The organism is Novosphingobium soli, from assembly GCF_042432915.1.
Classification (GTDB): Bacteria; Pseudomonadota; Alphaproteobacteria; order Sphingomonadales; family Sphingomonadaceae; genus Novosphingobium; species Novosphingobium soli.
Genome location: NZ_JBHLWK010000010.1, coordinates 98078 through 110537 on the forward strand (window position 1 = coordinate 98078; position 12460 = coordinate 110537).

11 protein-coding genes are annotated in these 12460 nt (G+C 69.5%); 3 read left to right on the top strand and 8 right to left on the bottom strand.

The genetic code is table 11. From position 1 onward, the window contains the following. The first annotated feature begins 223 nt into the window (after positions 1-223). The gene (locus ACFFJC_RS06995) at positions 224-2614 is read left to right on the top strand and encodes a membrane-bound PQQ-dependent dehydrogenase, glucose/quinate/shikimate family (RefSeq protein ID WP_379486781.1); all 2391 of its coding nucleotides are present in this window, start codon (positions 224-226) and stop codon (positions 2612-2614) included. Between the two features lie 169 nt (positions 2615-2783). Beyond that, positions 2784-3401, top strand: coding sequence for a Crp/Fnr family transcriptional regulator (locus ACFFJC_RS07000; protein WP_379486782.1), 618 nt, complete (start codon positions 2784-2786; stop codon positions 3399-3401). A gap of 3 nt (positions 3402-3404) precedes the next feature. Here the strand turns inward: ACFFJC_RS07000 and ACFFJC_RS07005 are convergent, their stop codons facing one another. The 7 genes from ACFFJC_RS07005 to ACFFJC_RS07035 form a co-directional block, all read right to left on the bottom strand. After that, a complete protein-coding gene (locus tag ACFFJC_RS07005; RefSeq protein ID WP_379486783.1) occupies positions 3405-4529 on the bottom strand; it encodes an alpha-hydroxy acid oxidase in 1125 nt (374 codons plus the stop codon). Beyond that, positions 4526-5206, bottom strand: coding sequence for a Fe2+-dependent dioxygenase (locus ACFFJC_RS07010; protein WP_379486784.1), 681 nt, complete (start codon positions 5204-5206; stop codon positions 4526-4528). Before ACFFJC_RS07010 ends, ACFFJC_RS07005 begins: the two co-directional genes overlap by 4 nt. Before the next feature lie 117 nt (positions 5207-5323). Beyond that, entirely contained in the window at positions 5324-7708 is a 2385-nt protein-coding gene (locus ACFFJC_RS07015; RefSeq protein ID WP_379486785.1) for a TonB-dependent receptor, read from the bottom strand. 153 nt (positions 7709-7861) lie between these two features. Beyond that, positions 7862-8755 (bottom strand): FAD:protein FMN transferase, encoded by an 894-nt coding sequence (locus ACFFJC_RS07020; protein ID WP_379486786.1) that lies wholly within the window; start codon positions 8753-8755, stop codon positions 7862-7864. A gap of 104 nt (positions 8756-8859) precedes the next feature. Continuing rightward, complete coding sequence (locus ACFFJC_RS07025) at positions 8860-9771, bottom strand: DUF4198 domain-containing protein (protein ID WP_379486787.1); 912 nt, start codon at positions 9769-9771, stop codon at positions 8860-8862. A gap of 37 nt (positions 9772-9808) precedes the next feature. Beyond that, positions 9809-10321 carry a DUF2271 domain-containing protein gene (locus tag ACFFJC_RS07030; RefSeq protein WP_379486788.1) on the bottom strand — a complete coding sequence of 171 codons (513 nt, stop codon included), beginning with the start codon at positions 10319-10321 and terminating at the stop codon, positions 9809-9811. Between the two features lie 14 nt (positions 10322-10335). Next, positions 10336-10971 (bottom strand): PepSY-associated TM helix domain-containing protein, encoded by a 636-nt coding sequence (locus ACFFJC_RS07035; RefSeq protein WP_379487206.1) that lies wholly within the window; start codon positions 10969-10971, stop codon positions 10336-10338. 268 nt (positions 10972-11239) lie between these two features. On the opposite strand from ACFFJC_RS07035, the gene ACFFJC_RS07040 reads away from it, so the two are divergent. Next, complete coding sequence (locus ACFFJC_RS07040) at positions 11240-12013, top strand: energy transducer TonB (RefSeq protein WP_379486789.1); 774 nt, start codon at positions 11240-11242, stop codon at positions 12011-12013. A 24-nt stretch (positions 12014-12037) separates the two neighbouring features. Here ACFFJC_RS07040 and ACFFJC_RS07045 read toward each other — a convergent pair whose 3' ends face one another. Continuing rightward, complete coding sequence (locus tag ACFFJC_RS07045) at positions 12038-12421, bottom strand: response regulator (protein WP_379486790.1); 384 nt, start codon at positions 12419-12421, stop codon at positions 12038-12040. Positions 12422-12460: the final 39 nt, after the last annotated feature.

Below are 12460 nucleotides of genomic sequence, written 5' to 3' on the forward strand. Positions count from 1 at the left end.
ATGGCTCTCCAATCGGCACGTGCATGGCCCCGTTCCCGCCTTTGGCACTGCAGCTAACTTCGATCAGTGTGGCGGCCGGCGCGGCGGGGACGCGTCCACAGGCGGTTCCGCGCGATTGCGCATGCGTGATTGAAATTCGCGGGTTTTCCGCGAAGCGGCGGAACCTTGGCGTCTTCCCCCCATTCCCACAGTCGCAGCCCGTACATTGCCGGAGTGTAAATCGATGCAAGGTCTCAACGCGCCACGCCGGGCGCGTCCGTTGTCGCCGCTGATCCTCGGGGGCGTCATCGCCGCGATCGGCGTGGTGCTTGCCCTGGGCGGAGCGTGGCTCGCGGTGCTGGGCGGGTCCGCCTACTACCTCATCACCGGACTGGCGATGCTGGCGTCCGGCGTCCTGCTGTTCCGGCGCAGGATGGCGGGCGGATGGCTCTATTGCGCGATCTTCGTGCTGACGGTGATCTGGGCGATCGCCGAAGTCGGCGCCAACAACTGGGCCCTGGTCCCGCGCGTGGTCGCGCCGCTGGTCCTGCTCGTCGCCGTGCTGCTCGTCATGCCGACGCTATCGACGCATCCGCATCGCTGGAGGCTGGGGCTGGGGGCGAGCCTGGCCGTGGTCGTGCTGGCCGCCGGGACCGCGCTGATCTTCGGCCGCATGGCGCAGACCGGCCCGGCGCTGGCCCTGCCGGCGCTGCGCTACGACATGGCCGATCCCTCGCTCGCCTATGCCGGGGACGACTGGCCGGCCTATGGCGGCACCACCAGCGCGCGGCGCTTCTCGCCCCTGGGGGAGATCACGCCGGACAACGTCAAGAGCCTGAAGCGCGCCTGGCTCGTTCACACCGGCGACATGCCTTCCTCGGAAGAGGTGCGCGGCACTTACGGCGGCGAGAACACGCCGTTGAAGGTCGGCAATACGCTCTACGTCTGCACGCCCAAGAACATCGTGCTGGCCCTGGACCCGGCGACGGGCAAGCAGCGCTGGCGCTTCGATCCCAAGGTGTCCGATGACGCCATCCCCTACACCGCGGCCTGCCGCGGCGTGAGCTACTACGCCGTCCCGGGCGCCGCGGCGGACGCGCCGTGCGCCACGCGGATCATCTTCGGCACGCTCGACGCGCGGCTCTTCGCCATCGATGCCCGCAGCGGTGCCCGGTGCGCCGGCTTCGGGACCCATGGCGCGGTCGACACCAAGGTCGGCATGGGCCAGACTCCTCCGGGCTACGTCTCGATCAACTCGCCGCCGACGATCGTGCGCGGCGTGGTTGTGACCGGGCACCAGGTGCTCGACGGGCAGGACCGCTGGGCGCCCTCGGGCGTCATCCGCGGGTACGATGCCGTCACCGGCAAGCTGCGCTGGGCCTGGGACATGATGCATCCCGAGTGGAACGGCTATCCGCCCCAGGGCCAGACCTGGGCCCGGGGCACGCCCAACATGTGGACCACCGCCAGCGGCGACGAGCAGCTCGGCCTCGTCTACCTGCCGATGGGCAACGCGGCGGCGGACTACTATTCCAGCCTGCGCCGGCCGCAGGAGAAGGCCTTCGCCACCTCGCTGGTCGCGCTCGACGTCGTCACCGGCAAGCCGCGGTGGAAGTTCCAGGCGGTCCGCAACGACGTGTGGGACTACGACTTCGGCGCGCAGGCCACGCTGGTCGACTATCGCGGCATCCCGGCGCTGGTGCTGCCTTCCAAGCAGGGCGACATCTACGTGCTCGATCGCAGGACCGGGCGCCCGCTCACCCCGGTGGGCGAGATCCGCGCGCCGCGCGGCGGCGTCGAGCCCGAGCAGCGGGCGAGCACGCAGCTGGTCTCGCTGTGGCATACCCTGCGCAAGCCCGCGCTGACCGAGCGCGACATGTGGGGCATGTCCCCCATCGACCAGATGGTCTGCCGCATCCAGTTCCGGAAGGCGAGCTACAAGGGCTTCTATACGCCGCCGGAGAGCGACCGTCGTTCGATCGAGTATCCGGGCTACAACGGCGGGACGGACTGGGGCGGCATCGCCGTCGACCCGCGGCGCGGGGTGATCGTCGCCAACTACAACGACATGCCCAACTACGTCCGGCTGGTGCCGCGCGCGGAGGCGGACCGCAAGGGCTGGGCCCCGCGCGACCAGGCGCGCGGCGAGATCGGCGGCGCCGAGGGTGCCGGCGATCCCCAAGCCCACACCCCCTATGCCATCGACGTCAACGCCGGCTGGCGCCTTCCGCTCACCGGCATGCTGTGCAAGCAGCCTCCCTACGGCGGCATGCGCGCGATCGACATGGCGACCGGCCGCACCATCTGGGACCGCCCGCTCGGCTCGGCGCGCACCAACGGGCCCTTCGGCATCCCCTCGATGCTGCCGTTCGAGATCGGCACTCCCAACAACGGCGGCGCGGTGGTGACCGCCAGCGGGCTGGTGTTCGTGGCCGCGACGACCGACAACCTGATCCGCGCCATCGACCTGCGCACCGGCAAGACGCTGTGGTCCGACGTCCTGCCCGCCGGTGGCCAGGCGACGCCGATGACGTATTCCGTGAACGGCAAACAGTACCTGGTGATCGTCCCGGGCGGGCACCACTTCATGGAGACCCCGATCGGCGACGAGGTGGTCGCCTATGCGCTGCCGTGAGCCCGGCGACGATCGGGGATCGGCTGAACATCCGATGAGCGTCCCGGTTCCACTCATCCCGCTTCCGGGCCGGTTGATCGCTAGGGAGCCTCGGCTCGTAACATAGATCAACCGGCCCCGCACCGAATCACTCCAGTCTGACGTTGCGGGGGTGAAGGAAGAGGAAACCATGCGATCGAGTCATGCAGCGGACCAAATCCGCCACTTCCGTCGACACGAGCACCTCGCCCGCAAGGAGGAGGTCCAGGACAAGGTCTTTCGTATCGAGGAGGGTTGGGCCTGCCGCTACTGCCTGCTGGCTGACGGGCGCCGTCAGATCACCGCCCTGTTTCTCCCGGGCGACTACTGCGAGCCGCAGTGGTTGCTGGCGGGCCGGTCGGACCTCCCCGTCATCGCGCTCACCGAAGTGAAGGTCACCGAGATGCCGCTCGCCGGCATCCACGCCAAGCCGGGTGATGGCGTCATGAAGCTCCTCGCCGGCGTGGTGAAGACGCTCAACCGCCAGACCGACTGGATCGTCAGCCTGGGCCGCAAGTCCGCCACCGAGCGGGTGGGCTCGCTTCTGTCCGAGCTCTATGCCCGCCTGCGCGAGATCAACCGCGTCATGGGCGACCGCTGCACCATCCCGCTCACGCAGCAGGACATCGCCGATATCGTCGGGCTGACGCCGGTCCACGTGAACCGGGTGCTGGGCGACCTGCGACAGCGCGGCCTTGTCCAGTTCAGCGGCAAGACGCTGGTGGTCCCGCACCCGGAGGAACTGAGCATGGTCGCCGCGGCGGCCTGACGCTCAGCTGAGCGCGACGAGCCGCTCTGGGCAAAGCAGGCGCGGTTCGGGACAGCCCAGCTGCGCCATGGCCGCCTCGATCTCGGTGCGCAGCACCAGCAGCATGTGCGCCACGCCCGCCATCCCCGCCACCGACAGCGCGTGCATCTGCGGCCGCCCGATCAGCACCGCGCGGGCCCCGAGCGCCAGCGCCTTGACGACATCGGTCCCCAGCTGCACGCCGCCGTCCACCAGCAGCGGCACCCGGCCCGCCGCGGCCTCCGCCACGTTCTGCAGCAGTTCCAGGCCGCTGGGCACCCCGTCGAGCACGCGGCCGCCGTGGTTCGACACGATCAGCCCATCGACGCCTTCATCCACCGCGCGGCGCGCGTCCTCGCCCAGGACCGCGCCCTTGAGCAGGATCGGCAGTGTGGTGGCGCGGCGCAGCCAGGCGAGGTCGTCCCACCCGGGCGCGGCCTGCGCCAGCGGAGTGCCGAGCAGGATCCGCCCCCCGGGCACCGCGGTCTGGCGCGGGCGCGGCATCCCCGCCAGGTTCACCGGCTCCACCCCGGGCGGCAGCGTGATGCCCTGGGGCTTGAGGGCGGCGTCGACGGTGAGCACGATCGCCTCGTAGCCCGCCGCCTCGGCGCGGCGGACCAGTTGCAGGCTGTGCTCGCGCAGGGGCTGGAGATAGAGCTGGAACCACAGCGGCGCGGGGCGCCGTCCCAGCTCGCCGGCCATGGCGATGGCAGCGGCGGCGATGTCCTCCATCGTCACGCTGGCAAGCGTGCTGACGATCATGCCCACGTCCAGCGCAGCCGCGGCGCGCACGCTGGCCAGCTCTCCCTCGGGGTGCGCCAGTCGCTGGTAGGCGACCGGGCCGAGCATCACGGGCGCGGCATGCGCACGCCCGAGCAGGTCGATCGCGGTCGACCCGTCGAGGTCCGCCAGCGCGCGGGGCAGCAGCCCGATCCGGTCGAACGCGGCGCGGTTCTCGCGCAGCGTGATGCCGCGGCCGGAGCCTTCCTGGATGTGTCGCCACACCTCGGCCGGGAGATGGTGCTCGGCGCGCCGCTCGTAGTCCGACAGCGTCCGCAAAGTCTCCGGGATCGCCGTCAGCGGGGGCAGCGGCGGGGACGCTTCGCTCACGTGGCCGACCACTGGCGCAGGAGGTTGTGGTACACTTGCGTCAGGCTGTCGACGGAGGGGTGCTCGGGATGGTCGGTGGCGACCGACTGGATGGCGCCGTCGAGCTCGAACAGCAGCCGCCGCCGCTCGGGCGAGGCGACGAAGCTCTGCGTCCAGAAAAACGAGACCAGACGGGTGCCGCGCGTCACCGGCATCACCCGGTGCAGGCTGGAGCCCGGATAGACGATCAGGCTTCCTGCGGGGAGCTTGGCCCTGTGCGTGCCGAACATGTCCTCGATGACGAGTTCGCCGCCCTCGTAGCTTTCGGGCTCGCTCAGGAACAGGGTGCTCGACACGTCGGAGCGCAGGTGCTCGCCGGTGCCGGGGATCGGGAAGATCGCGTTGTCCACGTGGTTGCCGTAGTGCCCGTGCCCGTCGTAGCGGCTGAAGCGGGGCTGCAGCACGCGCGCGGGAAGGGCGGCTGCGATGAACATCGGGGTCCGGCCCAGGCGTTCGAGCACCCGGTCGGCGAGCTGCCGGGCGAGGGGGTGGTCGAGCGCAAGCTGCTCGTTCTCCTTGACCCGGGCGGCGCGGTGGCCCGCGGTGGCGCGGCCGTCGCTCCACTCCGCCGCCTCCAGCGCCTGGCGCATCTCGCGCACTTCGGCGGCGTCGAACAGTTCGGGGATCTCGATGACCATGCCTGTCTCTCTCGCCCAAGTCGCGGGCGCTGACAATGTTCGGGGTCAAAAGGAAAAGCCCGGCGCACGCACTCGGTGAGCGGGCGCCGGGCTTCCCCCTTTTGACTGCGGGTCGGCTTACATCTTCGCGGTCAGCGTCAGCACCGCCGAGCGTGCATCGCCCGGGGTGGCCCAGCCCACGCCATTCCCGCGGATGCGCGTGTAATAAAGCTTGTCCCCGATGTTCTTGACGTTGAGCTGTGCAGAGAAGTTCGGCGAGAACTCATACGCCAGGTAGCCCTGGTGGATGAGGAAGTCGTCCGACTTGATCGCGCCCGCAGTCGGGGTGGCGGCGGTGAGCATGAAGCTGCCCTGATAGGTGAAGCCATACCCGATGGTCAGGCCAAAGGGGAGGCGGTACGTGGTGAACAGGCTGCCGGAGTGCTTGGGCGTCTGCGGCAGGAACTGCCCAGCGCCCGGGTTCGGGTTTGCCGGAGTGTTGGTGCAGGTGCCCGAGCCGGGGTCGGCCAGGCATTCGTCGGAGACCGACTGCAGCAGCTCGGCGTCGAGATAGGTGTAGTTGGCGGTAATCGTCCAGTTCGGCGTGATCGTGCCCGAGGCACCCAGCGCGATCCCGTCCACGCGCGACTTGCCGTCGAGCTGCTGGTTGGGCACGGTCGGATCTCCGGAGACGACCGCGTACTTGTCGCGCTCGTTGCGGAACGCGGCGGCGGTCAGCAGCAGCCCACCGTCGAACAGCTCGCCCTTGACGCCGATCTCGTAGTTCTTGGCCGATTCCGGGTTGATGTTGCAGGTCGTGTTCACGACGCCCGGTGTTTCCGCCGTGCACGAACCATTGACCGAGTTCTTCGACGGCGTGCGCGAATTGCCGTAGGCGGCGTAGATGCTGACCGCTTCCACCGGCTTGTAGTTCAGGCCCACGCGGTACGAGAACAGGGTGTCGGCGTTCCTCGCCTTGAGGCCCGGGGTCACCTGGCCCTGCGTGACCGTCGCCGTGGTCGTCGCTGCGATGCTGTCGGTGCGCGAGGTGCCGCTGTTGCGCTCCAGGCGCGCGCCCCCGCTCAGCTCGAACTTGCCGAACCTCATCGTGTCGAAGATGTAGCCGGCGACGTTCGTCTGTTCACCGATCGTATGTCCGGTCCGGATGAAGTTGACCGGCCCCGTATAGACGTTGTTGCCGTAGACGCGGCCTGCCGGTCCGGGCACGACGACATTGGGATTGTCTATGTAGATGAGCGGGAAGGATGTGAAGGCCGCCGTACCGTTGGCGTTGCGCAGCACGTTGCCGTTGTAGAGGTCGTACTTCTCCCAGGTGGCCGCCGCGCCGATGTCGATGGTGTGCTCGATGGCGCCTGTGTTGAACACCGCCTTGAGGTCGACCTGGTCGAACATCAGCTGGTTGCGGGTATCACGCGTTGTGCCGCGGGGACCGGAGGGCAGATAGTAGCCGGCCGGAACCGTCGCCGGGCAGGCGGCGCCGGTGGGCTGGAGGCCGGTCGAAAGGCAGTAGGTCCCCTGGGGCGGGTTCACCATCGTGATCTGCTGCGAATCCTGCCAGCGAGCGAGGTTGCGGATCGAGACGGTGTCGCTGAAGGCGTGCTCGAAGATCGCGGTCAACTGGTCGACGTTGATCTTCTGCTTGTCGACGTTGCGAAAACCGAAGTAGTCGCTGCGATGGATGCCGGGAACGACCTCGCCCGCGTAATACGGTATCCCGTACTGCGGGATGTTGTCGTCTTCCTGGTGGTTGTACTGCAGCGTCAGGCTGGTCGGGCCATCGATGCCGATGGTGACCGACGGAGCGACGCCCCAGCGCTTGTAGTCCTCCACGTCGCGGCCCGGCACGTCGTTGCGGTGCCACATGGCGTTGAGGCGGAAGGCGACGAGGTCGCTGGCGCGCTTGTTGAGGTCCACCGTGGCGCGGTAGTAGTTGTCGGTGCCGATGCCCGCGGTGGCCAGATAGGCATCGTCCGCCTTCGGGCGCTTGGTGACGATGTTGATGTTGCCGCCCACCGAACCGGCGCCCGAGATCACCGAGTTCGCGCCGTTGGTCACTTCGACCTGCTCGAGGTTGTACGAGTCCGTACGCGTGATCTGGGCGCTGTCGCGAACGCCATCGACGGTGATGTCGTTGCTGGCGCTGTAGCCGCGGAAGGTGATGTTGTCGCCCGGGCCGGTGCCGCCTTCGCCGGCGCCGAAGGTGATGCCCGGCACGGTCGAGAGCACGTCGCGCAGCGTCAGCAGGTTCTGCTGCTCGATCACCTCGTTGCTGAGCACGGTGATGGTCTGCGGCGTGTCCAGCACAGGGCGGGTGCGCTTCGGCGATTCGAGCTTGCGGCCCGGCTGTTCGGTGATCGCCGTGTCGCTGACGGTCATGCCGCCGAGGCTGCGCTCGCCGGTGTCGGCCTGCTGCGCATGGGCGACGGGCGTGAAGGCCGGCGCGATGCAGGACAGCGCAAGAAACGTGCGGCGCGCGGCCGCCTTGGATGGCTTGATGGACATGTCTTCCCCTCATGCAGTCGAATGACTGACGGAGGGGCTGATATTGAGAGTCACTCTCAATATCAAGATGTGATCTCAAAAATGTTCATGTCGAAATACGCAAGCGGTCGCGGCTTGCGGAAGATCGGCGATATCCGGCGGACTTGCGATTTGTCAGCCCGCCGGTTCCTCCGGCTCCATCAGGGCTCGGAGTGCAGGGCTGATCCACTCCTCGATGCCGGCGGGGGTGCGTGTCAGAGCCCGCACCAGCAGCGTCTCGCGCCGGGCCAGCGCCGCTATCGCTTCGGGTGCCAGGACGCTGAGCGCGGTCGCCCAGGCATCGGCCAGCATGGCGGAGGCGTGGACCACGCTGACGGCCACGGCATGCTCCACCGGGTAGCCGCTGCGCGGATCGATCGTGTGCCGCCCGCGCACGTAGTCGCCCGAGGTCGCGACGGCGAGCTGGTGCAGGGCGATGCGCAAGGGGCGGACATCCTCCACCGGCGTCTCCAGGTCCACCCACCAGGGATCGCCGTCGGGGCGCAGACCGCGGCCGACGAGCTCGCCTCCGATCTCGACCAGGAGGTGGTCACAGCCCTGTCTTTCCAGCACGGCAGCCACTGCGTCCACCGCGAAACCCTTGGCGATGCCGGACAGGTCCAGCCGCAATCCTCCCGGCTGGCGCAGCCGCCGTCCCGCGCAATCCCACGCCATCCTGCCATAGCCGGAGATCGCGCGCGCGCGCCTGACGTCCTCCTGACTGGGCGCTAATGCCACCTTAACGGGCCCGTATCCCCACAGGTCGACGAGCGCGCCGATCGCCGGGTCGAAGGCCCCGCCCGAGCGCTCCGCCACGTCGAGCGCGGCTTCGATCACGTGCGCGAAGTCGACCGGCAGCGCCACCCAAGTGCTTGCAACCGCGCGATTATATCGGCCGAGCAGCGAGTCCTCGCGCCAGTGGCTCATCTGCGCGAGGATATCCTCCAGCCGCGCCTCGACCGCCGCGCGGGCCGCCGCCCGGTCGAACGCCGGCGGCGCAGCGACCAGCGCGCGCCAAGTGGTGCCCATCGTCTCGCCCCCCATCTCGACGACCGGCGCATCCCGCCTCCAGGTGGAGAGGCAGGCGGCGTCGATCTCGAGCGGGACGGCGAGGCGCGGGGCCGGAGGCGTCGTCAGGGGGCGACCACTTCGAGCGTGGTGGTGAACGACATGCGGCGGGCGGTCGCGCGCTTGTCGCTGGGCTTGGCGTCCTCGGCGCTGGCGTTCAGCCAGTACCAGCCGGCGACCGGCCACTGGACCTTCAGCACGCCGTCAGGCCCGGTGACGAGTTCCTGCGCCGCTTCGGCTTCGCGGTACTTCTTGCCGCCGGGGACCACGGTGACCTTCACGCCTGCCGCCGGCTTCCCGTCGATCAGGAAGCGGAAGCTGGCCTCCTCGTCGGCGACGAGCGCATCGGGGTGCGTCACCGGATCGAGCTCCAGCCCCTTGCCGGTCAGGGCGACCTTGGTCGGCGCGTCGGCGGTGACGTAGACGAAGTTGCGCGAGAGCGATTCCGTCAGCTTGATGTCGGTGGCGTTGGCGGGAATGTCGGCAACCGTGGGGACCATGCGCATCGGCTGCGCACCGGGGCCTGCCGGGCCAGCCGCGGGCGCGCCGGCCGGTCGGGGAGCTGCGCCGGGAGCGCCGGGAGCGCCGGGAGCGCCGGCCGGGCGGCCTCGGCCGCCGACGCGCCACTGCTCTTCGCCCACTTTAAAGGTGCCCATGATCGAGGAACGCTCGATGCCGATCTTCCACGTGCCGGGCTTGTTGATGGCCACGTCGAAAGTGCCCCGGTAGCGGCCCTTCGAGGGGTTCTCGATTTTCGCCTCGGTGCCGTCGGGCGCCCAGACCGCCACCTGCGCCGGGTCCATCGCGACGTGGTCGGGATAGAACAGGTCGTTCGACACGGCGGCATCGACGGTGACGTACTCGCTGGTGCCCGCGAGCGTGCTGGTCGAAGGCAGCAGCCACTGGCGGTGGGCCAGGGCGGGCGTCGCCAGTGCCGACGAGGCCGCGGCGGCGATCAGGATGGTGCTAAGGCGCATATAAGGTCCCCTGTAGGCTGTGTTAGGATGGAAGTGGTCAGCGGATGGTGATGGTGCCGAGCTCGGTCTTGCCGGACGCCGAGCCGCCCTTGGCCGGCACCGAGAAGGGCACCGAGACCAGCTCGCGCCCGCCCGTCTCGCGCGCGGCCTCGACCTTCAGGACGTACTGGCCGGCGGGGAGGTTGGCGGGGATGCCGACGGTGTAGGTGCCCGGCGCCCGGGTGGCGCCGCTGACGCCGTCCGCGGGAAGCTTGAGCGAGCGGCCGCCCTTGCGCCACCAGCTGCGCAGGTCCGCCAGCCACTTGGTGCCCGGCTCGTTGCCGCGCTTCTTGACGTCGTACCACACGAACAGCGTGCGGGCGTTGCCGCCCGCGGCCGGTTCGATCCACCCCGCGACGTAGGGGCGGTGGTATTCGGCCACCTTCACCTGCGGGATGGTGATGGTCACCGAGGCGGCGAGCGCGGGCGCCGCGCCAAGGGTGGCGCCCAGGGTCGTGGCCGTACCGGCAGCCAGCATCGGCAGCGCGGGCAGGATCTTCGATCGTGTCATCACGGGCTTTCTCGTCAGTGGATGAAAAGGAGCGCCAGCAGCAGCGGGATCGCCAGGCTCAGGCCGACGAGCGGCCAGGTCAGCGGGCGGTGACGGGCATGCAGCTGGAGGAGGAAAAGGCCGGTGATCGTGAAGATCAGGCAGGCGCCGGCGAACAGGTCGATGAACCACGCCCACGCGCCGCCGGTGTTGCGGCCCTTGTGCAGATCGTTGAGGTAGGAGATCCAGCCGCGGTCGGTGACCTCGGCCTGGACCTCGCCCGTCGTCCGGTCGATGCTGACCCAGGCGTCGCGGCCCGGACCCGGCATGGCGACATAGACCTCGTCCTCGCTCGACCAGTCGGCCTGGCGCCCGGCGGGATCGAGGGGCACCACTCCGGCCACCGCGCGCGCCACGTCGGCCGGGAGCGGGTCGGTGGCGGCGCCGGCTGCGGGGAGCTTGGCGAGCACGGATGCCGGCAGGGTGCCCTGGCTCTGCGTCACCGCGGGTTCGGCGCCGATCGAGGCGGCATGGTTCAGCGTGATGCCGGTTACCGCGAACAGCAGCATTCCCACCAGCGAAATGGCGGCGCTGACCCAGTGCCAGGTGTGCAGCTGCTTGAGCCAGAAGGCGCGTCTCTTCTTGGTCTTCGACTTGCGCGGCGCGGGCACCTTCGCCGGTCGGGGCGGCGCGGGCGCGGCGGCGCGGGGTGCATCCATCGCAGGGGCGAGGTCATGCGTGTCTCCGGCGCGCGGGGCCAGGGCGTCGGCAGCTTCCAAAATGTCGCGTCCTTCAAAGCTGGATTCGAGACAGAGGGCGCTCCACGCGGCAGAAAATGCGTGCCACCACACGCATTTGAGGTGCCGTGTGCCCTCTGGACGACGAGCTGCTTAGTGTATATGCAAATCACTCGCAATAGTAGTGGGCAGGAGATTACAATTGGCGACACTCGCTGCGAACGCCCTGGAGGATCTGGCGAGGACCGCGGCTCCGCCGCGTGTGCCCGAGGAGCCGGCGGTCCGCGTGGCGCCGCTCCGCGCCGATTCGTTCGTTGCGCTGGAAGCGCCGCGGTCGGTGTACCGACCTGCCCGCGCCAACCCCGTTGCGATCGTGGCGTCGGTTGCCGTCATCGCCGGCATGGCGGCCTGCCTCGCGACGCTCAACATCGTCGCCGCGCACGAAGAACACCGCCGCCTGACCGTGGTCGATGTCCGCGAACTCGACGTGACGCCGCCACCGCCGCCGCCCGAGCAGCCCAAGGCCGAGACGCCGCCGGCCGCCCAGACGCAGAGCGTCGCGCCCAAGCCGCTGATCGAACTGCCGGGACCGGGGCCGCAGCAGGTCATGGTGGAGGCCCCGCCGCCGCCCGCGCCGCCGACCGTCACCAGCGAAGGGGTGAAGGCCGAAGCGCCCCCGGCGCCGGCGCCCGCACCCGCGACGACGGCTGCCAACGGCGATCTCTCCAGCACGCTGCTCTTCGCCAAGCCGCCGGTCTATCCGGTGGAAGCGCGCCGTGCGCATGCGGAAGGCACGGTGAAGCTATGGGTGGTGGTCGGCATCGACGGCCACGTCGCGGAGATCCGGGTCGCGCGCAGCAGCGGTAGCGCGGCGCTGGACCGCGCCGCGCTGCAGGCGGTGAAGCGCTGGCGCTGGAAGCCCTCGAAGGCCGGGGACGCCGGATTGGTGACGATCCCCTTCACCATCATCGCCTGATCCCGGAAGGCAGGCGGGAGAGGTTTACCCGCGGCCGTCGAGCGCGGCGCGCAGGATGTCGATCGTCTCGTCGAGCTGGTTGGCGCTGTAGGGCTTGTTGAGCAGCGCGGTGGGCTTGTGGCCGGTCTCCGCCTCGTACCCGCCGCTGGCGATGGCGAGGGGAACGTTGCGCGCGGCGAGCTCGGCAATGATGGGATCGGCCTTCTCGCCAGCCAGGTTGAGGTCGACCACGGCGACGTCGTACGCTTCGCCGCGGGCACCGGCCAGCGCGGCGGGCAGCGTGGCATAGGGCCCGACGACCTCGCACCCCAGGTCCGCCAGCATCTCCTCCAGCAGCATGGAGACGAGGAACTCGTCTTCCACGACCAGGACTCGCAAGCCGTCGTACTTGAGGGTGTCTTGAGCCATCATCGCGTCCCTTGCCGCACGCTTGCCCCAGCATGCTTC

What these genes read in the sequence shown, in the direction of transcription:
- ACFFJC_RS06995 (WP_379486781.1), top strand. Translation starts at nt 224, where the DNA reads ATGCAAGGTCTCAACGCGCCACGCCGGGCGCGTCCGTTGTCGCCGCTG.
- ACFFJC_RS07000 (WP_379486782.1), top strand. Translation starts at nt 2,784, where the DNA reads ATGCGATCGAGTCATGCAGCGGACCAAATCCGCCACTTCCGTCGACAC.
- ACFFJC_RS07010 (WP_379486784.1), bottom strand. Translation starts at nt 5,206, where the DNA reads ATGGTCATCGAGATCCCCGAACTGTTCGACGCCGCCGAAGTGCGCGAG.
- ACFFJC_RS07015 (WP_379486785.1), bottom strand. Translation starts at nt 7,708, where the DNA reads ATGTCCATCAAGCCATCCAAGGCGGCCGCGCGCCGCACGTTTCTTGCG.
- ACFFJC_RS07020 (WP_379486786.1), bottom strand. Translation starts at nt 8,755, where the DNA reads ATGGGCACCACTTGGCGCGCGCTGGTCGCTGCGCCGCCGGCGTTCGAC.
- ACFFJC_RS07025 (WP_379486787.1), bottom strand. Translation starts at nt 9,771, where the DNA reads ATGCGCCTTAGCACCATCCTGATCGCCGCCGCGGCCTCGTCGGCACTG.
- ACFFJC_RS07030 (WP_379486788.1), bottom strand. Translation starts at nt 10,321, where the DNA reads ATGACACGATCGAAGATCCTGCCCGCGCTGCCGATGCTGGCTGCCGGT.
- ACFFJC_RS07045 (WP_379486790.1), bottom strand. Translation starts at nt 12,421, where the DNA reads ATGGCTCAAGACACCCTCAAGTACGACGGCTTGCGAGTCCTGGTCGTG.